The organism is Borrelia hermsii DAH (genome assembly GCF_023035675.1).
Lineage (GTDB): Bacteria > Spirochaetota > Spirochaetia > Borreliales > Borreliaceae > Borrelia > Borrelia hermsii.
Genome location: NZ_CP073136.1, coordinates 98,491 through 121,910, shown reverse-complemented (window position 1 = coordinate 121,910; position 23,420 = coordinate 98,491). Strand labels below are relative to the sequence as shown.

General features: G+C 30.0%; 25 protein-coding genes. 21 read left to right on the top strand and 4 right to left on the bottom strand.

The features are described from left to right. Window positions 1-8: 8 nt before the first annotated feature. The 8 genes from bhDAH_RS00615 to rseP are packed head-to-tail and all read left to right on the top strand — an operon-like array spanning window position 9 to window position 5,969. Window positions 9-287, top strand: a complete 279-nt coding sequence (locus bhDAH_RS00615; protein WP_012421903.1) for a hypothetical protein — start codon at window positions 9-11, stop codon at window positions 285-287. Continuing rightward, complete coding sequence (locus bhDAH_RS00610) at window positions 277-876, top strand: Maf family protein (RefSeq protein ID WP_012421902.1); 600 nt, start codon at window positions 277-279, stop codon at window positions 874-876. Before bhDAH_RS00615 ends, bhDAH_RS00610 begins: the two co-directional genes overlap by 11 nt. A gap of 35 nt (window positions 877-911) precedes the next feature. Next, complete coding sequence (gene rpsB / locus bhDAH_RS00605; RefSeq protein ID WP_012421901.1) at window positions 912-1,676, top strand: 30S ribosomal protein S2; 765 nt, start codon at window positions 912-914, stop codon at window positions 1,674-1,676. 17 nt (window positions 1,677-1,693) lie between these two features. Then, window positions 1,694-2,530, top strand: a complete 837-nt coding sequence (gene tsf / locus bhDAH_RS00600) for a translation elongation factor Ts (protein WP_012421900.1) — start codon at window positions 1,694-1,696, stop codon at window positions 2,528-2,530. A 34-nt stretch (window positions 2,531-2,564) separates the two neighbouring features. After that, entirely contained in the window at window positions 2,565-3,119 is a 555-nt protein-coding gene (frr, locus tag bhDAH_RS00595) for a ribosome recycling factor (RefSeq protein WP_012421899.1), read from the top strand. 4 nt (window positions 3,120-3,123) lie between these two features. Next, window positions 3,124-3,816, top strand: a complete 693-nt coding sequence (gene uppS / locus bhDAH_RS00590; protein WP_012421898.1) for a polyprenyl diphosphate synthase — start codon at window positions 3,124-3,126, stop codon at window positions 3,814-3,816. Further along, window positions 3,764-4,669: a phosphatidate cytidylyltransferase gene (locus bhDAH_RS00585; protein WP_012421897.1), complete on the top strand. Its 906-nt coding sequence runs from the start codon at window positions 3,764-3,766 to the stop codon at window positions 4,667-4,669. Before uppS ends, bhDAH_RS00585 begins: the two co-directional genes overlap by 53 nt. Window positions 4,670-4,685: 16 nt before the next feature. Next, window positions 4,686-5,969, top strand: a complete 1,284-nt coding sequence (gene rseP / locus bhDAH_RS00580; RefSeq protein WP_012421896.1) for an RIP metalloprotease RseP — start codon at window positions 4,686-4,688, stop codon at window positions 5,967-5,969. Window positions 5,970-6,020: 51 nt separating this feature from the next. Here the strand turns inward: rseP and trhA are convergent, their stop codons facing one another. Continuing rightward, the gene (gene trhA / locus bhDAH_RS00575) at window positions 6,021-6,710 is read right to left on the bottom strand and encodes a PAQR family membrane homeostasis protein TrhA (RefSeq protein ID WP_012421895.1); all 690 of its coding nucleotides are present in this window, start codon (window positions 6,708-6,710) and stop codon (window positions 6,021-6,023) included. A 239-nt stretch (window positions 6,711-6,949) separates the two neighbouring features. Here trhA and bhDAH_RS00570 point away from each other — a divergent pair, with 239 nt between their 5' ends. The 6 genes from bhDAH_RS00570 (at window position 6,950) to dnaB (ending at window position 12,237) form a co-directional block, all read left to right on the top strand. After that, complete coding sequence (locus bhDAH_RS00570) at window positions 6,950-8,647, top strand: PTS transporter subunit EIIC (protein WP_043924387.1); 1,698 nt, start codon at window positions 6,950-6,952, stop codon at window positions 8,645-8,647. 522 nt (window positions 8,648-9,169) lie between these two features. Next, window positions 9,170-9,565 (top strand): 30S ribosomal protein S6, encoded by a 396-nt coding sequence (gene rpsF / locus bhDAH_RS00565; protein ID WP_012421893.1) that lies wholly within the window; start codon window positions 9,170-9,172, stop codon window positions 9,563-9,565. A 20-nt stretch (window positions 9,566-9,585) separates the two neighbouring features. After that, entirely contained in the window at window positions 9,586-10,023 is a 438-nt protein-coding gene (ssb, locus tag bhDAH_RS00560; RefSeq protein WP_012421892.1) for a single-stranded DNA-binding protein, read from the top strand. A gap of 12 nt (window positions 10,024-10,035) precedes the next feature. Then, on the top strand, window positions 10,036-10,326 hold the full coding sequence (rpsR, locus tag bhDAH_RS00555; protein ID WP_012421891.1) for a 30S ribosomal protein S18: 291 nt from the start codon (window positions 10,036-10,038) through the stop codon (window positions 10,324-10,326). Window positions 10,327-10,340: 14 nt separating this feature from the next. Next, window positions 10,341-10,835: a 50S ribosomal protein L9 gene (gene rplI / locus bhDAH_RS00550; RefSeq protein ID WP_012421890.1), complete on the top strand. Its 495-nt coding sequence runs from the start codon at window positions 10,341-10,343 to the stop codon at window positions 10,833-10,835. Between the two features lie 16 nt (window positions 10,836-10,851). Continuing rightward, the gene (gene dnaB, locus bhDAH_RS00545; protein ID WP_012421889.1) at window positions 10,852-12,237 is read left to right on the top strand and encodes a replicative DNA helicase; all 1,386 of its coding nucleotides are present in this window, start codon (window positions 10,852-10,854) and stop codon (window positions 12,235-12,237) included. A 186-nt stretch (window positions 12,238-12,423) separates the two neighbouring features. Here dnaB and bhDAH_RS00540 read toward each other — a convergent pair whose 3' ends face one another. Then, the gene (locus tag bhDAH_RS00540; protein WP_012421888.1) at window positions 12,424-13,779 is read right to left on the bottom strand and encodes a hypothetical protein; all 1,356 of its coding nucleotides are present in this window, start codon (window positions 13,777-13,779) and stop codon (window positions 12,424-12,426) included. Window positions 13,780-13,868: 89 nt separating this feature from the next. Here bhDAH_RS00540 and bhDAH_RS00535 point away from each other — a divergent pair, with 89 nt between their 5' ends. The 7 genes from bhDAH_RS00535 (at window position 13,869) to bhDAH_RS00505 (ending at window position 21,422) form a co-directional block, all read left to right on the top strand. Further along, window positions 13,869-15,062, top strand: a complete 1,194-nt coding sequence (locus bhDAH_RS00535) for a thiolase family protein (protein ID WP_043924386.1) — start codon at window positions 13,869-13,871, stop codon at window positions 15,060-15,062. A 94-nt stretch (window positions 15,063-15,156) separates the two neighbouring features. Continuing rightward, entirely contained in the window at window positions 15,157-16,167 is a 1,011-nt protein-coding gene (locus bhDAH_RS00530) for a peptidylprolyl isomerase (RefSeq protein WP_043924385.1), read from the top strand. 25 nt (window positions 16,168-16,192) lie between these two features. Next, entirely contained in the window at window positions 16,193-16,627 is a 435-nt protein-coding gene (gene nusB, locus bhDAH_RS00525) for a transcription antitermination factor NusB (RefSeq protein WP_043924384.1), read from the top strand. Continuing rightward, the gene (locus bhDAH_RS00520) at window positions 16,614-18,269 is read left to right on the top strand and encodes a tetratricopeptide repeat protein (RefSeq protein WP_012421884.1); all 1,656 of its coding nucleotides are present in this window, start codon (window positions 16,614-16,616) and stop codon (window positions 18,267-18,269) included. The genes nusB and bhDAH_RS00520 overlap by 14 nt, the downstream gene beginning before the upstream one ends. A gap of 4 nt (window positions 18,270-18,273) precedes the next feature. Beyond that, window positions 18,274-19,026 carry a type I methionyl aminopeptidase gene (gene map / locus bhDAH_RS00515; protein ID WP_012421883.1) on the top strand — a complete coding sequence of 251 codons (753 nt, stop codon included), beginning with the start codon at window positions 18,274-18,276 and terminating at the stop codon, window positions 19,024-19,026. A 58-nt stretch (window positions 19,027-19,084) separates the two neighbouring features. Further along, window positions 19,085-20,524, top strand: a complete 1,440-nt coding sequence (locus tag bhDAH_RS00510; protein WP_043924383.1) for a trypsin-like peptidase domain-containing protein — start codon at window positions 19,085-19,087, stop codon at window positions 20,522-20,524. 307 nt (window positions 20,525-20,831) lie between these two features. Then, on the top strand, window positions 20,832-21,422 hold the full coding sequence (locus bhDAH_RS00505) for a phosphoribosyltransferase (RefSeq protein ID WP_043924382.1): 591 nt from the start codon (window positions 20,832-20,834) through the stop codon (window positions 21,420-21,422). Window positions 21,423-21,424: 2 nt separating this feature from the next. Here bhDAH_RS00505 and bhDAH_RS00500 read toward each other — a convergent pair whose 3' ends face one another. Continuing rightward, complete coding sequence (locus tag bhDAH_RS00500; protein ID WP_012421880.1) at window positions 21,425-21,997, bottom strand: hypothetical protein; 573 nt, start codon at window positions 21,995-21,997, stop codon at window positions 21,425-21,427. Between the two features lie 22 nt (window positions 21,998-22,019). Next, window positions 22,020-23,405, bottom strand: coding sequence for an asparagine--tRNA ligase (asnS, locus tag bhDAH_RS00495; RefSeq protein ID WP_012421879.1), 1,386 nt, complete (start codon window positions 23,403-23,405; stop codon window positions 22,020-22,022). Between the last annotated feature and the right edge of the window lie 15 nt (window positions 23,406-23,420).

The following is a 23,420-nucleotide window of genomic DNA, read 5'->3' as shown; positions in this document are numbered from 1 at the left end:
GGTGAGGCATGGTAACATTTTTTTTTCATTTAATTTTAACTAATATTATTGTCTCTTTTGTGATAAGTTTTATTATTGTCTTTTTTGGTATATTAAGATTTGGGTTTTTGCTAGTTTATTTTATAAGTTTTTTAGGAAGTGTTTTATTTTTATTTTTTATACCTCTTTTTTATTCCGATTATTATAATAGACAAGTAGATATTTTATTTTATTTGTTTCCAGTTATTGGTTCAATAGTTTTAATATCTTTATTAAGATTTTCTGAGAGGAGTAAGAATGATTTATAAGGAGAATTTTGAGATTGCACTCGTATCAAGTTCTCTTGTTAGGGCTGAGTTTTTAGAGGCTTTAAAAATTAATTTTTTATCTCTTAGTGTTGATATTGATGAGAACTTAATAATGAAAACAGGTGAGACTGGTGTTACGGAGAGGATAGCGGTTCTTAAACTTACTAGTGCTATTGAGAAATATGGTAAGGATAAATGTTTAATTACTGTTGATACTCTGTTAAAGAATGATTCGGTTTATGTTGGCAAAATAAGAGATGAAAAGGAAGCTTTTAGCAAGATAATGGGATATAGTAATAAGCTTATTGAAGTTGAGACTAGTTTTTGTATATTTATTCCAACAAAAGAAAAAATAGTTAAAGCTTGTGAAATATCATTTATTAAATTTCGAGAATTAACTCCAGATATTGTTTATCATTATATTGAACTTGGACATTGGAAAAATAAGGCTGGGGGTATAAGTCTTAAAAATGGTGTTGCAGATATCTTGATTGAATATATTAATGGTAGTTATTCAAATATAATAGGCTTACCAATCGGTTTATTTTATGATATCCTTATTAGAGAAAATGTAATTTCCGCTATGTAATTAGTGAGTAAAAGCGAGGGATTTAGGAGGTTATTTTGGCAGTTATTACTATGAAAAGCCTTTTAGAGGCTGGAGTTCATTTTGGACATCAGGTAAAAAGGCTTGATCCAAGAATGAAAAGGTTTATCTTTTCAGAGAGAAATGAAATACATATTTTGGATTTGCAAAAAACTTTGCAAGGTATTAAAGATTCTTATGAGCTTGTTCAAAGCGTTATAAAGAGTGGTAAGAAAGTCTTATTTGTTGGCACTAAAAAGCAGGCAAGCGAAATAATTGAACAGGAAGCTAAAAGAAGTGATATGCCTTATGTTAACAATAGGTGGCTTGGTGGAATGCTTTCAAACTTTAATACTATTAAGAAATCAGTTCAAAAATTAAAAAAATTAGAAAAAATGGAAATTGATGGAACTTTTGAAATGATTAGCAAAAAGGAAGTTTCTCAACTCAACCGTGAGAAGTTGAAATTATCAAAAAATTTGACGGGAATTAAGGACATGGAAGAACTTCCAGGTGCCGTTTTCATTATTGATCCTAAAAGAGAGCAAATAGTGATTAATGAGGCTAGAAAGCTTGGTATTCCTATTATTTCAGTCGTTGATACAAATTGCAATCCAGATGTAATTGACTGTCCAATTCCTGGTAATGATGATGCAATTCGTTCTGTTGCTTTATTTACTAAGATAATATCTGATGCTATCTTGGAGAGCGATAAAGAAGTTGGAATTCAAATAGTTGAAAATTTGAATGAAGAAGACTTAATGAGTGAAATTGAAGTTAAGAACGAGAAAAAAGAATTATAGGATATAAGGAGAGTAATGTGAGTATTAGTCCTCAAGAGGTAAAAAAGCTCAGAGACGCAACTGGAGCTGGATTTGGTGATTGTAAGAAGGCATTAGATGCCGTTGGTGGTGATTTTGAATTAGCTAAGAAAAAACTTAGAGAGATGGGTATTGCATCCGCTGATAAAAGGAGTGGTAGAGATGCTAAGGAAGGGCGAGTATTCTCTTATGTAAATAAAGAGAGAGTAGGCCTTTTGCTTATTTCATGTGAGACAGATTTTGTTGCTATGAATGGTGATTTTGTGACTTTTGGGAATTCTTTGATAAAACAGTTAGTTGAGAGTGGCAAAGATTCTTTAGACGAGCAGCAAGAACTTGAAATTAAAAATTTAGCAGCTACAATCAAAGAAAATATTCATGTAAGCAAGATTTATATTTCAAATATTGCATCTAATGAACTTGTAAAAAATTATCTTCATGGAGAGCAATCTAAGATAGGCGTGTTTATTAAATTAAGGGTAGATGATGTTTTAAAAATTGAAGATGGGAGTTTAAATAGTCTTACAATGGATCTGGCTTTGCATGTAGCAGCTTTTGCTCCTCTCTATTTAAGTGTTGGTGATGTTTGTCCTAATTATATTAAAGAGCAAGAAGAAGTGTTTATGAAGCAGATGGAAGCTAGTGGAAAGCCTGAGAATGTAATTAAAGGGATAGTATCTGGAAAACTTAAAAAACATTTGGGAGAGATTACCCTCTTAGAACAAGGATTTGTAAAGGATGATAAACTTACTGTTAAAGAAAAGATTGAAGAGGTTTCCAAATCAATTTTAACCAAGATAGAAATAATAGATTTTAAATATTTTAGTGTTGGATAATAATTTATTCCTTTTAATTTTTAAGGAGGCTTGAATGGAGGAATATAAGGCTTTATTGGACGAAAAGATGGATAGAGTTCTTTTATCTCTTGATAGTGAATATAAATCTTTAAGAACGGGTAGGATAAGTAGTGCTCTTTTTGATAAGGTATTAGTTGATTATTATGGAGAAAAAACTCCCTTAACTAGGGTTGCCAATATTAGTATTCCCGAGGCAAGACTTATTGTAATTCAACCTTGGGATAAAAGTTTGTTATCTAAAATAGAGCAAGCTATACTAAGTTCAGATCTGTCTATGAATCCTTCAAGTGATGGGTCAGTCCTTAGGATTAAAGTTCCTGTATTGACTGTTGAGAGACGTAAGGAAATAGTAAAACAGGCAAAAAAGATCGCCGAGGAATATAAGGTTGCGGCTAGAAATGTAAGGCAGGAGTTAAATAATAAGGCCAAGAAGCAAGAGAAAGATTCTCAGATTACTGAAGATGATTTGCGACGGATTTTAGATGATATTCAAAGAGATACCAATTCTTATATCAAGAAAATAGATGAGATTTTTGATTTAAAAACAAAAGAGATAATGGAATTTTAAGTTTATGAGTAGTAATTCTCTTCCAATGCATGTTGGGATCATCATGGATGGAAATAGAAGATGGGCTTTAAAAAAAGGTTTGTCATTTTTTGAAGGACACAAAGAAGGTTTAAAGAGAGCCAAGGAGATAGTTAAACATTCTCTTAAATTAGGCATAAAATATTTATCTCTCTATGTTTTCTCTACAGAAAATTGGAATAGGACAAAATCAGAAATAGAATATTTGATGTTTTTGATTGCCGATTATCTAAGTTCTGAGTTTGAGTTTTATAGTGCAAACAATATAAAAATACTAGTATCAGGAGATATTGAAGCTTTAAGCGAGAAAGTAAGAAAGTCAATCATTGATGCTATTGAGTTTACGAGAAATTTTGATGGACTTATGTTGAATTTAGCAATTAATTATGGCGGTCGAAATGAAATAGTTAGAGCTACTAAGAAAATTTTGGGAAGTGGTTTACAGTTTGGGACTTTAGATGAGGTTGTATTTTCTAAGTTTTTGGATAATCCGGAACTTTGTGATCTTGAGCTTTTAATCCGTACTGGTGGAGATATGAGAATAAGTAATTTTCTTTTATGGAAAATTGCTTATTGTGAATTTGTTTTTTCAAGTGCCTTGTGGCCAGAATATTCCATTTCTCATTATGATAGAGACTTGGAATGTTTTAAGAATAGGAAGAGAAATTTTGGGAGATAAAAGTTTATTTAATCTTAAGTCTAGAAAATTAACATTTATTGCACGACTTGGGACATTTTTATTTTTTGTTCCTTTAGTTTTATTTTTAATATTTTTAGAGTATGAGAATTATTTATTAATTAATATTTTAATTTTTATGTTTAGTGGAATTGCTGCAAAGGAAGTTAATGATTTACTTAAGGTTAAGTCTTCTTCTATTTCTAGTATTTTATCTTTCTTTTTAGGAGTATCTCCCCCAATCTTAACATATCTACATTACAATATTTTTGATTTGGGTATAAATATAATATTTTATTTGGGTATAACTTTAGTTTTTAGTAATTGGATTGTTAATTTAGTTTTCATTAAAGAAAATGAAATTGTTAATTTTTTATCACAAGCAACTTCAATAATTTTTATACTTGTATATCCGGGATTTTTAATGTCATTTGTTGTTGCTATTACTACTTTGCCAAGAGCACCTATTCTTTTATTAATACTTTTCTCTATGGTAAGTGGTAATGATACTTTTGCCTATCTTGTTGGATATTTCTTGGGGAAAAATAGTTATAGGCCTACAATTATTAGCCCCAATAAAACGATAATGGGATTCTTAGGTGGTATATTATTCTCTGTTATTGTTGCAATGGTTGTAGTATTTTTAGGGTTGATCAATTTAACTTATGGAGAAGCTATGATTTTTGGCATTTTAATAGGATTCTTTACTATTATTGGTGATTTATTTGAATCTGGACTTAAGCGTAGCGCAGGAGTTAAAGATTCCGGCAATATTATTCCTGGTAGAGGTGGTGCTCTTGATTCAATTGATTCATATCTTTTAACAGGTCCTATATTTTATTTATATTTGTCTTAATTTTTGGGAGTAATTAATGTATATTTTTCTTAGTATTTTGGCTTTTACTTTTATAATATTCATTCATGAATTAGGTCATTTGTTATTTGCAAAACTTTTTAAAGTTAAGGTTGAAGTTTTTTCTATAGGGATAGGACCTAGTCTTTTTAAAATTAAAATAAAAGAAACGGAGTATAGATTTTCTCCTATTTTTTTGGGGGGATATTGTAAGCTTAAAGGATCTGAGCACTTAGAAAACGAGCTTAAATTAAATAGACAGCTTGAAGCTGATAAAGATTCTATTTTTGGTATTTCTCATTTTAAAAAAATATTAATATATTTTGCAGGCCCTCTTTTTAATTTAATTTTTGCATTCATTATTTTTGTCGCAATAGAAATGATAGGTATAGTTTATCCTGATTATCCTAGTAAAATAGTCGTTATTAATAATAGCGCTTCAAGTAAATTTAAAGATGGGGATGTTATTTTAAGCGTTAATAATAATAATATAAAATATTATTCTGATTTAAATAAATTTGTTTCCTTAAAAGATTCCAGAATGACGTTCACGGTTTTAAGAAATGGTGATCGTATTAGCTTTGAAGAGCATACAAGTTTGGATAAGCTTATAAAAGAAATTGGCCCTTGGGTAGATCTGATTATTGCTAAAGTTAAAACAAATTCTTCAGCTGAAGTTGCCGGTCTTAAGCCTAATGATAAGATAATTGGTATTAATGATGTGGCTTTGAATAATAATGAGGATTTAAATAATTTAACGGCTAAGCTTGATGTTAATGTAGTAGACATTAGGTATGAGAGGAATGGAGAAATTTTAACTTCAAAGTTGGTGTTTCAAGATACTAATAAAAGTCTAGGAATTCATTTATTGCCCGGTTTAGATCGGGTGGTTAAAGCAGATAATTTGGGAATTGCTTTGAAAAATTCTTTTAATAAAGTCTTAAATATTTTAGGGAATATTCTTAAGTCTATTATTTCGTTATTTACTAATTTTAAGAATAATTCTAAAAATATTGTAGGGCCTGTTGGTATGATGAGCATTGTTATTGGTTCTTTTTCTTTTGGAATCTTATATTGGCTTAATACTATTGCTATTTTTAGTTTACTTATTGCTGGCATGAATTTATTTTTTGTTGTAATTCCGATGCTTGATGGAGGTCAAATTCTTATTAGTTTGATTGAGCTCTTGCGTGGAAAGCGATTTCATGCAAAATACATTTATTATTTTTATATTATTGGTATTTTGTTGATGTTAAGTCTTTTTGTATTAGGGTTTTTAAATGACTTACGTAATTTAATCTAATTATTTAGTTTGTTCAAGATTTAGTTTGTTCAAGCAGAAGCCGTTTGCTCTTTAATTAATAGGAAGCACATATTTTAACATAAACCAAAAGTGAGCAAAAGATGCAAGTAAGATTAAAATGTGAAAAAGATCATGCATTCTCATGTTTGCTATTGGATTAAGTTTTTTACTTGTTGAGTATACTATTCCTCCTAGTGTATAAAGAATACCCCCTAGGCCTAGCCATACAAATCCTTTTATAGGAAGGATTTCATAAATGAGTTTAATTCCAAATATAATACTCCATCCCATAAGTATGAATATGCATCCGTTAATCCATCCGGGACTGTTTATGTATATTGACTTAAAAATAATTCCTAGAATAGCAAATCCCCAAACGGCTATAAGGATTATTTTTCCATAAACATTCGGCATAAGAATTAGACATGGTGGAGTGTATGTTCCTGCTATCAATATGAATATTGAGATATGATCAAATTTTCTAAAAAGTTGTTTTATTTTACTTCCCCTTGTAAACATATGATAAAGAGTACTCATTGTATATAGTAATGTCATTGATGAGCCATAGATAAGAAATAATACTGCATGAAGATACTTTTCTGAATTAATTGATAGAGTAATAAGAATTGTTGTTCCTATTATTGATAAAATAATGCCAATTAGGTGAGATATTGAGCTGAACAATTCATTTTTAGGTATTGAGGCATGATATGATTTGTGTTTTTTCTTTTTTTTGAACATGGGTTTACTCTTTTCTAATTATTTTTATTTAGAACATACATTTGTTCTTATTTATTTTAGGTATATTAATGCAAAAAAAGACATAAATCAAGTGAGCAAGAATAGTTTAATATGAAACTAAAAGTTAAATTGACGTTATTGCATAATTTTCTGCTTAAATTTTTTTATGGAAATCTAACTTTTTGTAAAAAAAGCTATATAATGATATTGTCTTAAATTTTTGAATGGAGAGGCCCATAGTGATAAATTTTTTCAAGGTTCTTAGATTTGCAAATTTACAAAAGTTTTCTAATGCAGTAAGATTGCCAATTTCTGTTTTGACAATTTTTTGTTTAATGCTTGGAATTGGATCTGCACTCTCAAGTCCTTCTAATTTATTTTATGTTGACAATATTGTTTTTAAGGTTGTTTTAGGACTTATTAAGAATACAAGTAATATTATTATTTTAAATATTCCATTGCTTTTTGTTATAGGGATTACTGTTGGAGTGGCTCGAGCTCAAAAGGGACCTGCTGCACTCTCAGCTCTTATTGGATATTTGATTTTTAATGTTACTGAAAATTATTTTCTTGATTTGTTTTCAGAACTTGTTGAGCCTAATCTAATGTCTTCAGTTGGTCAAGTAAATATTTTAGGGATTCAAACTTTAAATACAGGTATTTTAGGTGCTTTATCAGTTGGGCTTTTGGTTGGTTATTTGCACAATAAATTTTATTATATTGAGTTGCCTGGGCCTTTTAACTTTTTTGCTGGTTTTCGGTTTGTTCCCATAGTAGTTTTTCCTTTTTGTATTTTATTGGGGGGAATATTTGTTTTCATTTGGCCATATTTTAATGAATTAATTGTTTCTTTTGGATTTTTTATTGCTAAATTTAACTATTTTGATAGTTTTCTTTATGGGGTTTTAAATAGAATGCTCATTCCTTTGGGGCTTCATTCCATTCTTACATTTCCTTTTAACTTTACTTCGTTGGGAGGAACTGAGGTTATTAATGGTCAGGTTGTTGGTGGTATTCAAAATATATTTTATGCTCAATTATCAGATCCATATCTTACTAGGTTTTCTTCAAGCATTTCCAGGTTCAATAGTGGATTTTATCTCTCTATTATGTTTGGGCTTCCTGGGGCGGCATTCGGGGTTTATAGAGGAATCATTCATGATGATAAGAGTAAGGTTTTTTCTTTGCTATTTTCTGGGGCTTTTGCAGCTTTCTTAACAGGAATTACAGAGCCTTTAGAATTTTTGTTTGTTTTTACAGCACCTTTGCTTTATTTTGTGCATGCTATTTATACCGGATTTGCATTGTTGATTGCTAATGTATTTGATATTGCAGTTGGAGCTGCTTTTTCTGCTGGATTTTTTGATTTTTTTATGTTTGGAATATTACAAGGGCATGACAAGACAAATTGGATTTATTTATTACCATTAGGATTTGCATTTTTTGCTTTGTATTATTTTACTTTTAAATGGGTTTATAATTATTTTGATTTTCAGATTTTTGGTGTTGGTGAACCATTTTTTGCTGGTATTGAAGGGGAAGTTGAAGGAATGGGAATTGCTCATCTAATAATTCAGGGTCTTGGAAATCTTGATAATATTCAGGAGTTTGATGTTGTCTCAACAGACTTAAGCTTTGTAGTTTTCAGTCCTGAGCTTATATCGGAGGATATCCTTAAAAAAACAGGTGCTTTAAATATTGTTACAATTGATAATACAATTAAAATTGATTATGGAACAAATGTTTATTATATAAAAAAAGCTATTGAAAATTATTCCCCTGAAAGGCTTTTTAAGGCCAGTGTTGTTGTTGCATCTGATAATGTAAAACAAGGAATTAAAGCATATATTGAAATGAAAGAAGATGATAAACTTGAAAAGCAAGGTTCAACAGGGAAACTTTACAAACTTAATGATAATAATGATAATGATAATTAGAATTTATTTAGATGGGATGTATTTCAAAGTTATGAATTTGTATTAGAAAAATTGTTTTTTTGTTCTTTATTATAAAGAAATTTTCGAGAGAATTAATTTTTTGGCTGGGGGGAGTATAGATTTTGAAGAGAAATATTTAAATTTCGAAATAAAGATATATTTGATTTTAATTTGATAAAGGTTTATTAATGTTTATTTAAGACTAATTTTAAGGATGTGATGATTTGCTTTTATTTGCCGTTGATGTTGAACTTGGAAGTATTCATGATAACTTTATAAGTTATTGCATGGCGCGTAATGGCATCATTGATACCTTGTAATAGAGAGTAATTTTTAAAGGTAGTAAGATACAATTTTCAATTGTTCTGGGGGGGGATGAGTGATTTTGGAAAGATTTTTACTCAATATTGAAAAAAAATAAGTCTTTTTATATACTATTTAAATAATCTGTTATAGTATTAAGATGACCTTTGCCATAACTTTGAAAAAGTTTAGGTGCGATTAAGACCATAAGGAGTTAAAATGATAAAAAAGTATGAGGCTTGTTTTTTATTTAAGAGTGAGGAACTTGAATATAAGGTTGCTTTAGAAGATGTAAAAAAACAGTTAACAGCTTTTAATGCTAGTGATTTTGTTGAGAATTCTCTTGGAGAGAGGGCATTGGAATATTCTATTAGGAAGCAGTCGCGTGGTAGATATGAGATAATAGAATTTAAGATGGACAGTAGTAATTTAAAAGAACTTGAAGTGCAATTGAGACTTATCAAAAATTTATTAAGATATATGATCTTAGTTAAGATTAATAAAAAGGTTAATGTTAAAAAAGTTAAGAGAAGAAATTTTAGAGAGTTCAAGGATAATAGAGATACTAGAGAAAAGGAATTACCAGAATCTACTGCTGATGTAAAAGTAGATTGAGTAGATTGAGGAGGTTGTAGATGGCCGATATTAATTCCTTAGTATTGTCTGGTAGGCTTACGAAGGATTCTGAGCTTACTTATACTGAGGCAGGTATGGCTATTCTTAAATTTGGTTTAGCTAATAACAGAAGGGTTAAAAAAAGTAATGAATGGGTGGATTATGCTCAATTTTTTGATTGTGTTATCTTTGCTAAGAGAGCTGAGAGTCTTAGTGTTTTTCTTAAGAAGGGAAAACAAGTTGTAGTTAGTGGTTCTTTAAAATATGAGAGTTGGCAAGATAAAAACACTGGGGATAAGAGAAGCAAGTGCAGTGTTTTAGTAGATGAGATTCAAATGTTTGGGATGCCTCTTGCTGCTCAAGGTGCTAATAATGTTGGCTTTGAAAGTTATAAGAAGCCAGATCCGTTTACGGATATTGGTTTTGGTGACAGTTTTAATGAAGATATACCTTTTTAGGAGTTTGAATTTATGTATAAAGATGTAGATTCCCATCAGAGAGACTCAAGGTCTGATGGACATCAAGATGGTTTTAAGAAAAACCCTAATTTTAGATTTTTTAAGAAAAAGACATGCAAATTTTGCGATATGGACAGAGTTCCTGATTATAAAGAGTTTGATTTCCTTAAAAAGTTTATTACAGAACAAGGGAAGATATTGCCTAGGAGAATTACAGGCACTTCTGCTAAACATCAGAGGCGTCTTGCACTAGAGATTAAGAAAGCTAGATATATGGCTTTACTTCCCTTTGTGAAGCAATAATTAAGGAGAAGATTATGAGAGTGATTTTAAAAGAGGATTTTATTAATCTTGGCAAAGAAGGTGATACTGTTGATGTAAAGGATGGTTTTGCAAGAAATTATTTATTGCCAAAAGGTTTTGCTGTTTTTTCAAATAAACATAATATTGATATTTTTAATCAGAAGAGGAGAGCAATACTTAAGAGACAAGAAACAAGAAAAAAGATAGCTCTTGAACTTAAAGCCAAGCTTGATAAGGTTAGTTTAGAGTTCGTAATGCAGTCTAATGATGGTGGGAAATTGTTTCATAGTATTAATAGCTTGAATATTGCCGATGAGCTTTTAAAGCTTGGGTTTGAAATTGAGAGAAGAAAAATAGATATACATTATGGTACATTAAAAACTTTTGGAATTTATGATGTGACCATTAAGCTTTATGAGGGAATTAATGCTGTCATTAAAGTTGAGATAAAAAGGGAAGAGAAAAAAAAATCTCTTAAAAAGTCTAAGAGTGTTGCAAAGGAAGTTTAAGGAAGAGGTATAGTTTGTGGCCTTTACTTCAGTAAGCACAGCTTCTACACTTCTTTTTAACGAAGGTGCAGAAAAGGCAGTTATTTCGAGCATATTCTATAATCCAGGGAAGGTAGAAGAGGCATTACTATATCTAAAGCCAGATGATTTTTATAATCAGAATCATGAGATGATTTTTAAGGCTATGATTTCTCTTTATGAGAAAAGGGAGAATATTGATCCAATAACTGTATTTGAGGAAGTATCTTCCTTAACACCTAAATCACAGCTTTTAAGTAATTTTAAAGCTTTAACAGGATTGCAGGATTATTTGAGTTTCCTTTCAGGATATCTTCCCACTGATAAGACCATAAATGTTTATGTAAAAATTGTTAAAGAACATCGCATTAGAAGAGATATTTCCAAAATTTCTAGAGAACTCAATGATTTGGCTAATGATTCTACAAAAAAAGTTGAGCAATTTGTGGAAGAAGCACAAAGGCAAATTCTTTCAATTGAATTGGATTGTTCTAATAAAAATTTTAATCATGCAAAAGTTATTGCTGAGAGAGTTCATGCTGAGATATATGAGAGAAGCGTGAAAAAACGAGAAGTTAATTTTGGTATTCCAACTGGTTTTAAAAAAGTTGATAGTCTTATTGGGGGTTTTAGAGAGAGTGATTTTATTATTATTGGTGCTCGTCCTAGTGTTGGTAAGACTGCATTTGCACTTAATATCGCATCAAGTATCGCATTGAGGAATGATAAGAAACGGAAAGTAGGTTTTTTTTCTCTTGAAATGACTTCTGATGCTTTAATTAAAAGAATAATAGCATCTCAAGCTAATATTGATAGTTTTAAGATTCAAAATAGTATTTTGTCAAGCCATGAGATTAAGGCTATCAATGATGTTGTAAATGATATTAGTAATTCTGAATTTTATATTGAAGATACTGCTAATATTAGTTTATTAACGCTTGCAACTCAGGCTAGGAAGCTTAAGAGGTTTTCTGGTGTAGATATACTATTTGTTGATTATATTAGCCTTATTTCTCTTGAAGCTAAGAATATTCCAAGGCATGAACAGGTAGCCTCAATTAGTAAAGCACTAAAAGAGCTTGCAAGAGAACTTAAGATTCCAATTATTGCCCTTTCACAACTTACAAGAGATACTGAGGGGCGTGAACCTAGTCTTGCTAGTTTAAGAGAATCAGGTGCATTAGAGCAAGATGCAGATATTGTTATTTTACTTCATAGAGATAAGGATTTAAGGGGCAGTTCTGATGATGAGAGAGTTGTAAGTGCTGTTGATACTAAGGTTATTGTTGCTAAACATAGAAATGGGCCTACAGGAAGAGCTGATGTATTATTTCTTCCACATGTTGTTAAATTTGTTAATAAAGAGCATGAAAGTGACTATTAGTATTATGGGTTGTGTTTTTGGAATGGAATTTTTTACATTGATGATTTTGTGTTAAGTTTTATTAAAAATGTTCTTATCAAAGAATATTATATTTAATATTCTTTTTTGATGTTTATAAGAGTTTAATTTTTTATCATCTTTGATCTTAGGCAAGCTCTTATTTGTTGCATATATTACTTGCGGTATTTAGATATTGATTTTTATGCCGATTCCAATATAATTAAAAGTGAATTTATGTGTCTCTAAAGTATGATTGTTTGTGTTATAAACAATTGGAGAATAATTAATTTTCGTAAATATTTTTATATTATATGTTGTTTTATTGTATATAAATGTGTTTATGGACATTCCAGGTTCAATTTCGAATCCTGCTTGCAGTGTATCTTTTATTTTTAATGGTCTGTAAATGGATTTTACATCTTTAGTGTCTTGATTATAAGATAAGAATATTCCAGAACATGCGTATAATGTGAATTGATTTTTTGTAAATAATTCGTACGTCAATCCAGATGAAAATCTATTTGTACGACTATTTAGTACAGATAAATTAATATCATAATTTGTTGCAATGGCAAAGTAATAATTTAATTGGGGCATTATTCTGTAATATATTGAATTTCTAGTTTGAAATGGAATCATAATATCATATCCAAAAGAAAAATTTTGGTTTAGAGTATACAAGTTATCTTCAGAATTATTTTCATATTCTTCAGTGAAAACTATACCAAATCCTCCTACACTGAAAAATTTTTCCTTGTTTGAGAAATTGTTTAAATTAAGGTTATTTATTGTGAAAAAGTTTTTAGAATGAAGTCTGTATTGAATTCCAATTCCAGTTTCTGCTTTTTGTAGTTGCGAATATGTTTCCATATTATTTATTTCATTTTGGGCTTGATAGAAGAATTTAGTTTCAATTCCTATAGATTCATTTTTAAAGTCCATTGAAATACTTGTTTTGAAAAAATAATCCGCAAAATAAGATAAATCTATGTAATTTTCAAGATTAAAAAATCTCATGTAAGAATAGTTAATAGCTGCACTTAGAAACCCTCTATAATTGTAATTTTCATAGTTTTTGGGAATTGGTCTCATTTGTCTTAAGGTAAAATGCACCGCTCTTTGTATTAGAGCCCCACCCCAGTTTCCATAGAGTAGATTTTTAATACCAATACCAATATTAATGTTGCCAAAGTATTGTGTTTTTGTTTTTATTGAAAATGGCAAATAATACATAAAGCCAATTTCTAAGAGATCGGCTCTTTTTCTTGATTGCTCAGGAGAATCTTTGTTCCCTCTAAAAGTTAACATGTGTGCTTCTGCATTTATCATAAAATTATATTTTGATTCATGCATAAATATTAAAGAACCGCTTCTGAGATCATCAAAACAATCACTGAATGCAAATCCAAGAGCATCATTTAGATTGTCAAAATGATATTTGTCAACTCCGTCATTTTGGTATCTAATTGAATAATTATAAGCATAGGAATTGATAGCAAGCATTATAATTATCGTTTTGAGATTAAATTTTACTAAATACATTTATAATTAATATAGCATTTTTATGTGAACATATCATTGTATTTTGTTATTATATAGTTAAGATTAGTTTTTTTTGTATGGGGTTTGATATGAGGAAAATAGCAATTATTGATGGCCTTAGATTGCCGATTACTAAATTTGGAGGAGCATTGAAGGGGATTAACATTGTTGATGTATCCTCAGATGTTGTTAAGGCTTTGCTTGGAAGAAATAATATTGATAGAGTAGATGAGGTTATTATTGGAAATGTAATCTCAGCAGGACTTGGTCAAAATATTGCTAGGCAGATTGCTTTGAAAGCTGGTTTGGGTGAAATTACACCTGCTTTTACTGTAAATAAAGTTTGTGGCTCGGGACTTAAGTCTTTAGAGCTTGCGTTTAATTCTATAGCTCTTGGTAATAGTGAAATTGTTTTAGCTGGTGGTGTAGAAGATTTGAGTAATGCTCCTTATCTTTTGCCAAGGGGCGTCAGATTTGATGGTTTAAAATTTGGTGACTTTAAAATAGAAGATTCAATATATAAGGATGCCTTAGTTGATACGCCAAGTAGTACTGTGATGGGACTTACAGCAGAAAATTTGGCAGAAATGTATGAAATTACAAGAGAGATGCAGGATCAGTTTGCATATAATTCTCACATGAAAGCAACAGCAGCAAGAGATAATGGATATTTTAATGATGAAATATATCCACTATCAGTTTTTGATAGAAAGACAAAACTTAAAAGGGTTATATGTAGTGATGAGGAGATACGTGATAGTTTAAGTTTGGAAAAACTTTCGTCTTTAAAACCTGTTTTTAAAGAAGGAGGTACTGTTACTGCCGGTAATTCTTCTAGTTTAGATGATGGGGCTTGTTTCTTAATATTGGCAAGTGAGGATTTTGTTTGCAAGACAGGAGTACAACCTTTAGCTTATGTCGGTGGTTTTAAAAGTGTAGGCTTAAATCCTCTTCATATGGGATTTGGAGCTTTCCTTGCTATTGAGGAGATTATAGGAAAATTTAACTTAATTCCAAGTGAAATTGATTTTATTGAAACAAATGAAGCTTTTGCAGCACAATCTTTAAGTGTCTTGAAAGCTTTACGTCAAAAATATGATGTGCAAGATAGTATTATTAATGTTAATGGAGGAGCTATTGCCTTGGGGCATCCGTTTTCAGTTAGTGGTGCAAGGATTTTGTTAACCCTTGCACGTCTTATGAGAATAAATAATAAATCAAAAGGAATTGCCTCTCTTTGTATTGGAGGTGGGCAGGGTATAGCGGCTTTCTTATATAGATGAATGATATTCCTATTTTAAACTAGATTTAAATTTAATGTTTTGTTAAAATTTTATGCAGTGATTTAGTTCGATGATTGATATAAAGGTGATTTTTATGGGTAATTTTTTGTGTTTTCTGTTGTTTTTTATTGTAGGAATAACATCTTTTGCTCAAAATACTCCCGTTGTAATTATTAATTTGCATAGTAATGAAATTATTACTAAAACGGAATTTGATTCTAAGGTAAATACATTGAAAAAGACGCAAGGGAGAGATTTAAGTAATGCTGAGAGAAAACAAGTTTTACAAATTTTAATAGCTGATGTCCTATTTGGTCAAGAAGCTTTAAAGCAGGGGATTAAGGTTGGAGATGAGGAAGTTATGCAAACAATTAGAGCTCAGTTTGGACTTGCAAGTCTTACAGATGAGCAAATTAGACAAATGATAGAAAGTCAGGGAACAAATTGGAATGAACTTTTATCTTCAATGAAAAGATCTCTTTCTGCACAAAAATTAATTTTAAAGATGGCTCAGCCTAAATTTTCAGAAATAAAAACTCCAAGTGAAAAGGAAGTAATCGAATATTATGAAGCTAATAAAACTAAATTTGTTAATCCTGATATATCAAGGATTAGTCATGTTTTCTTTTCTTCAAAAGATAAAAAGCGATCAGAGATTCTTACAAAGGCAAAAGATATTGCAAATCAGATAAAATCGAAAAAGATTACCTTTGAAGAGGCTGTAAGAAAATATTCAAATGATGAGGGTTCTAAGGCTAAAAATGGTGATCTTGGATTCTTGGCAAGAGGTGATCAGAATGCACAAAATGTTCTTGGATTAGATTTTATTAAAGAAGTTTTTATGCTTAATAAGGGAGATATTTCTCAGCCAATATCATCAAAAGAAGGTTTTCATATAGTTAAAGTGACTGAAATGTATTCCCAGAGGTTTTTAGGTCTTCAAGATAAGATATCTCCTAATGTGAATATGACTGTAAAGGATGCCATAAAAAATAATATGGTTAATATTCATCAGCAGCAAATTGTTGCTAGAGTACAACAAGAGATCTATGATAAACTCAATAAGTCTGCTAGTATACAAATTTTGGATTCTAGTCTAAAATAAAGAGAAAATATTTATAATATTGGTTATGAACTTGAGACATAAGGCTAGAGTGTTAGCTTTTCAAAAAATTTATAGTATTGATGTTAATTGTAAGGCAAAAGATAACATTTATGATATTTTTGGTCTTGAAGATCATGGAGTGGATTTAGAAGAAGATTTAAAATTATTTTATTCTGTTCTGGTTAATGGTACTTGTGATAATTTAGAATCTATTGACAAATTAATTAGTGATATTTCTCTTAATTGGCGTTTAGACCGTATGGATAAGGTTGATCTTGCCATATTGAGGGTGAGTGTATATTCACTTAAGTTTCAAAACTTAGATGTTCCCAAGAGAGTTATAATAGATGAGGCTATTTTAATTGCCAAGAAGTATGGTAGTAAAAATTCCTATAAATTTGTTAATGGGATACTTGATGCTTTGTTAAAAGATATGGAGAGTTCATTTGAAAGCAAATAAGATATTGTTATTTCTTATTTTATTTTTAGTCCTTTTTATATCAATTTTTGTTTATTTAAGTTTGAATCCATATGTTTTATATATGTTAAAGGGTGAGCGAGATTTTAATGATGTTATTATAGAAGTTGATGGTTATCTTTCAAATGGAAACTTAGAGGGCGCTGAGAAGATAATAAGATTTTATTCTTATTATGTTGATACTGAATACAAGTGGCTTTCTCTTATTAAAAGGGCAAAGCTTTATTCTGATAAAATTAAGCATTATTTATTGATGAGAGATATTTTAGATCTTAGCGTTAAGAGTTTGCCGGGAAATTTAAAGCTTAGAGCACTTGAGGTATATTCAAAACTTAAGGTGGGCGCTGTTTTAGAGGCTTATGATATTGCAAAGCAATATCTTTTAGGATATAAGGAATATAAGCATTTATATGATGAGGCTTTTATGAAAAGTTTAATTTTAAGCTATGACATAAAAGATATTAAAGACTTTCTAATAAAAATGGAACAAGAGAGAGATGCTCTTGCTTTTGAGACTGTAGGTTTAAATCTTCAGAATAATGCGTTTTTAATTAATGCAATGCTTTTGTATATAGAGAAAAAGGATTTAGATTCTGCTAAAAGAATACTTTTGCAAATAAAGGAAGATAAGGATTTCGCTAAAGAACTTGCCTATATTTCTTACGGTCTTGATAATTTGGATTTTACTATTACAAATCTTAAGCTTATTAATAATAATAATGAACCAAGTTTGATGTTTTTGCTAGCAGATGCCTATTTGAAAAAGGGCGATATTCACAATGCTAAGAATGAATATTTAAAACTTTATACTGATTTTCCTGATTATAGTATGATGATATATCTTGGTCTGGCATTTATTGCTAAGAAGGAAAATGATCTAAAGCGTGCTATTGCTTATTTAAATAAGGCTAATGAAAAGTTTAAAGAAAATGAAATGATGAGTTATTATTTGGCTAATATTTATTTTGAAGCTAATGATTATTTTAATGCAAATGAAATTGTAAAAAAGTATAAAGATAGTCCTTTATTTTTTAAACTTTATTTTGTGTTAAATTATTTGAATTTAAAATATGAGGCTAAAAAATCTTTTTTATGGCGCTTATTTTATAGATCAAATTATAATACTGATATTGCTCAGCTTTTGGCTTGGAATTTGCTTCTTTATTCTGACCTAAAGGATTTAGATTTATTTTTTAAGATTTATAACCCCGTTGATGAAGTTCAAGATTGGTATTATTTTTATAAATTTTATTATTTGTTTTTGAAAAAAGACTTACGTGTTGCGGAAAAGGTGATTTTTGAGAATCAAATGGGTAAGTATTTATATGGTGTTTATTATAATCTTGGGGTTTTAAGATTTTATCAAAAAAATTACAAAGAATCTGAAGAATATTTTAGTAAGGCAGTTGCTCTTTTACCCTTTACCCTTGATGATAAAAGTAAAATTACTTTAAGAGAGCGTGAGGATGTGGCGAGAATGTATTTAAAGCGAGGAATTAATTATCTTTATTTAGGTGAATTTGCAAAGGGGCGGGAAGCTATTTTAACTTCACATTCTTTTTATGAAACTAATAGGGGTAAGCTTTATATGAATATGATAGAGATACTTAAAGAGAGGGATTGAATATTTGAAATTAAGATTGAAATCTAGGGAAGAGATCAAGAAAATTAGGGCATCTGCAAGACTTTTGGCCCAGACTCTTTTAGAAATTGAAAAGAATATTGTTCCTGGAATTAGCACTAAGATGCTTGATTTGATTGCTAGTGACTTTATTGCTAAGAATGGAGCCAAATCTGCTTTTAAGGGATATAATGGATTTAGGGGAACTATTTGTGCTTCTGTAAATGAGGAGGTTATTCATGGAGTTCCTGGCTCAAGAGAACTTAAAGATGGCGATATTATTAGTGTTGATTGTGGGGTTATTTTAGATGGGTTTTATAGTGATATGGCTAAGACTTTTAAGGTGGGTAAAGTAAATCCCAAGATCAGTAAATTATTAGAAGTTACAGAGGCGTCTCTTTATAGAGGAATTGCTGAGATGAAAGTTGGTAATCGAGTTTTAGATATCTCAAAAGCTATAGAAAGTTATATTAAGCCATTTGGTTTTGGAATTGTGAGGGAGTATACAGGGCATGGTGTTGGTTTTGCTTTGCATGAGGAACCAGGTGTTCCAAATTATTATGAGCCTTTTTTTAAAAACATTAGGATTCAGGAAGGTATGGTTTTAGCGATTGAGCCGATGGTAAATTTAGGGGGACATAAAGTTTCTGTTAAGAATGATGGTTGGACAGTCTTTGCATCTGATTTGAGTTGTTCTGCTCATTTTGAGCATACTGTTGCTGTTGTTGACGGTTTGCCTTTGATTTTAAGTAAGATTTAATAGATATTAAGTAAGTTTTATTTAAAAGATTTGGTTTTATATTATGGAGGTGTACAAAATGAAGAAAAATTTTATTTCCGTATTTTTGACAAGCTTTTTAGCTTTAGCTATTGGATTTTTTGTTGGAATACATTATTTAGAATCTGATAAAAATACCATTGTTTTTGCACAGGAGAAAGGTGATACTGGACAATCTCTTCAGGATTCTTTTAGAAAGGTATCTAAAAAGATTTTACCATCAACTGTGGAAATTTATGCGACTGGGATAGTTAAAACACGTGATTTTTTGAATTTTTTTTTCTTTTTTGATGCTCCAGGGCTTAATCTTGAGAAAAAGGCACAATGGGGTGGTTCTGGAGTAATTATTGGAAGAGATTCTAAGAAGACAAATTTATTTTATGCTCTTACAAATAGCCATGTTGTAGATAATGCTGTTGAATTTGAAATTGGAACTTATGATAATAAAACTTATAAAGCAAACCTAGTAGGTAAGGATGATAAAAAAGATATTGCATTAGTTAGCTTTGAGGCTAATGATGCAGCTATTGAAGTAGCTGAACTTGGTGATAGTGACAAACTTGAGATAGGGGATTGGGTTATAGCTGTTGGAAGTCCCCATCACTTTAGTTTTTCAGTTACAGCAGGTATTATAAGCGGTCTTCATCGTTCGGTTACTCCTAATTTGAAAGCAAGAAATTCATTTATTCAAACAGATGCAGCTATCAATCGTGGTAATTCTGGGGGACCTCTTGTAAATATTAAGGGAGAAGTTATTGGTATAAATACTTGGATATCTTCTCCTTCTGGGGGCAATATTGGACTTGGGTTTGCTGTTCCTATTAATAACGCTAAGAGTAGTTTCGATGTTTTAATGAGCGGTAAGAAGAATGAATCGGCTTGGATGGGAGTTGATTTACATCGTTTAAGAGGTAAAGATCCGGAACTTTTTAAAAGTTTAGGCTATGAGGATGATTCTGGCTCATTGGCAATTATTTCGGGTGTTTTTGATGGCACAGCTGCTTTCAAAGCAGGGCTTAAAGCAGGTGATATAATTAATAAGATCAATGGTGTTCAAATGAATTTCTTTTATGATGTTAAGCAGTATATTAATGATTTTTATGCAAAAGAGAAGATTAAGGTTGAAATTTTAAGAGGAAAAGAAAAAAAGAATGTTGAAATAGAACTTGATGTTAAGCCCAAAATCAATAATGAAAAGGAATATGTTTCAGATATAAAATTGTTGCCAGGTTTTACTGTTTATCCTTTAACTAAGGCGGTTAAGACTCAACTTGGTTTAAGAAGTTGGATTAATGGAGTTGTTGTAGACAGCGTTGATTCAACTTTAGGTACAAATCCTAAAGTTGCAACGGGAGATGTAATTATGATTGTTAATTCAAAAAATATTAAAAGCTTAAGAGATTTCTATGATGCCGTTGAATATAGGAAGAATACTTATAGTATTTTAAGAGATGGTCAGACCTTAAAGGTATCTTTTTAGTAATAAACTTTATTTTTGGCATAAGGCTTAAAGAATGAATATCTTTAAGCCTATTTAGATCTTAAAGATAGGAGTTTTGTCTTATATTGTGAAGTTATTTCAATTTTAATAAGGCACTTAACATGATTTGGCTAAAATTTGAATGTAGATGATTTTAACTTAAGAATTTATGTTTAAGTGTTTTAGGAAAAGTGATATTGTTTATGTTAAAAGGCCCGCAAAAGCAGTAGATGTATTGTTTTTAATGAAAATGGTCAATTATTTTTAGATAAATCTTAATTTTTATGTGTTTTGAGGTGTTATGTTGATGAAAAAATTCGTTTCTTATGAAGAGATAAGAGTAAATGGTCTTAAGCTTGCTTATAAGATTTATAAAAATGGATTTATTCCTGATATTATGTATGTTTCTTTAAGAGGAGGAGCTTATCTTGGCAATATTATTAGTGAGTTCTTTAAATTTATTAAGCTAGAAAAGCCCCTTCTTTATGCTGCTGTTGTTGCAAGATCATATGATGTTTCAAATAAGCAAAAAGAAATAATGATAGATGGATGGACTTATGATCCAAAATATTTAAGAGCAGGAGATAATGTGTTGTTTGTTGATGATATTTTTGATACTGGACGTACAATTATTCATTTGCGAGAGGAAGTTTTAAAGAGAGGAATAGATAGTAAAAATGTTAAGATTGCTGTTTATGATTATAAAGAGCGTGGATATGTGGATTATAAACCTGATTATTATGTTAATAAATATTCAAGTGAGGATGAGCTAAACACGTGGATACATTACAGCAATCATGAGTTAATAGGTTTGTCAGAAAATGAATATAAATTGAATTTTGTTAATTTAGATGACGAATTAAATGATATTTTAAAATTTTTGTCGAGCAAACTTTAATTTTACTCGATTTTGATATATTCTAATTCATTATACCCTCTGATGTGTAATGCTTTTGTTATTTCTCCTAAATTGTCTTTTGGGATTGGACCAATTAAAGCAAAATCTTTTTTTATTTGCGTATTTATTTTATTTAGTGCTTTTATTTTTTTGAATCTATCTTTTGTATGAGTTGGATAGACTTTGATGTTATACCATACGTTTTTCTCTGAATTTGAAGTTTGTATATTGATTTTGTCTTTAGGATAATATATTTTGTTCGATTGCCTTATTTTTACGATATTGTTTGTAGGTCTTCTTACATCTTGTCTTTTATTAGGTTTATCAATTTGTAGATTTCTATTTTTTTCCCTTGTAGTGTTGTGATGATAATTTTTTTTTGTGTGTGGATAATTTATTTTATTTGATTTATTGAGCTTAGGCTTTGCTTTACTGTATTTATAATTTGGTTTTTTACTTGTAATTTCTTCTTCTATATTTGAAAATATTTTTAGATTATTTTCTGGTTTTTCATTTGAGAATAACATTAATGTTGATGACATTAATAATATTTTACATAAGATTTTTCTTTGCAAATTTTCCTCCTAAAACTCTTTATTAGAAATAAAGAGTTTTAGGGGTTCTTGGGAATGGGATGACATCTCTAATATTAGCCATTCCTGTTATATATTGAATTAATCTTTCAAGTCCAAGTCCAAATCCAGAATGAGGAGTCGACCCAAATCTCCTTAAGTCTAAGTACCAATTCAAAGTTTCTACTTCTAAATTTAGTTCTTTTATTCTTTTATTCAACTTATCTAGATTATCTTCTCTCTCGCTGCCTCCAATTATTTCTCCGATGCGTGGGACTAGAATATCCATTCCTTTAACAGTTTTGTTGTCTTCATTCATTTTCATGTAAAATGCTTTAAATTCTTTTGGGTAGTCAATAACCGTAGTAGGTTTTTTGATGATTTCTTCTGTTAAATACCTTTCATGTTCTGTTTGTAAATCCATTCCCCAGTAAGGCTTTATTTCAAATGTTTTTGTTGCATTTTCAAGTTTTTTAATGGCTTGGGTATATGTAATAACTTCAAAGTTAGAGTTTATTACATCTTCAATTTTTTTTATTAGGCCTTTTTCAATGAAATTATCAAAAAATTCCATATCTTGGCCACAATGATTTAAAGTTTCTCTTAAAATATACTTAAGGAAATCTTCTGCTAAATTGATATTATCTTCAAGCGTAAAGAATGCCATTTCAGGTTCAATCATCCAAAATTCTGAGGCATGGCGTGTTGTGTTGGAATTTTCTGCTCTAAATGTCGGTCCGAATGTATATATTTTTGATAAAGCCATTGCATAAGCTTCGCCGTGTAGTTGTCCAGTTACTGTAAGGAATGCTTGTTTGCCAAAAAAATCATTTTTAAAGTCGATTTCTTGTCCTTTTGCAATGTTGTTAAGATCTAGGGTAGATACACGAAATATTTCACCAGCCCCCTCTCCGTCATTTGATGTAATAATTGGGGTATGGATATAAAAAAATCCATTTTTTTGGAAATATTCATGAATTTTATAAGAAATTTGGTTTCTAATTCTGGCCACAGCTCCAAATGTATTGGTACGAATTCTTAAATGAGGGATTTCTCTTAAGAATTCAAAGGTGTGCCTTTTCTTTTGTAAAAGATATGTTTCTTGATCTGCTTCTCCAATTACATTAAACTTTGTTGTTTTAATTTCATAGGCTTGTCCTTTTGCCGGACTTAAGATTAAGATTCCGGTTAAGGATATGCTGGCACCTGTTGTAAGCTTTTTAAATTCTTGTTTTTCAAATTGAGGATCTTCTTCATCAATGACTGCTTGAATTCCTTTAATATTTGACCCGTCATTAATTTCTACAAATGAGATTTTACCATTACTGCGTTTTGTTCTGATCCATCCTTTCACTGTGATCATAGTATCTAGTATAGGATTACTTAAAATTTCTTTGATGCTCTTATACATATTTGCCCCTTCTAT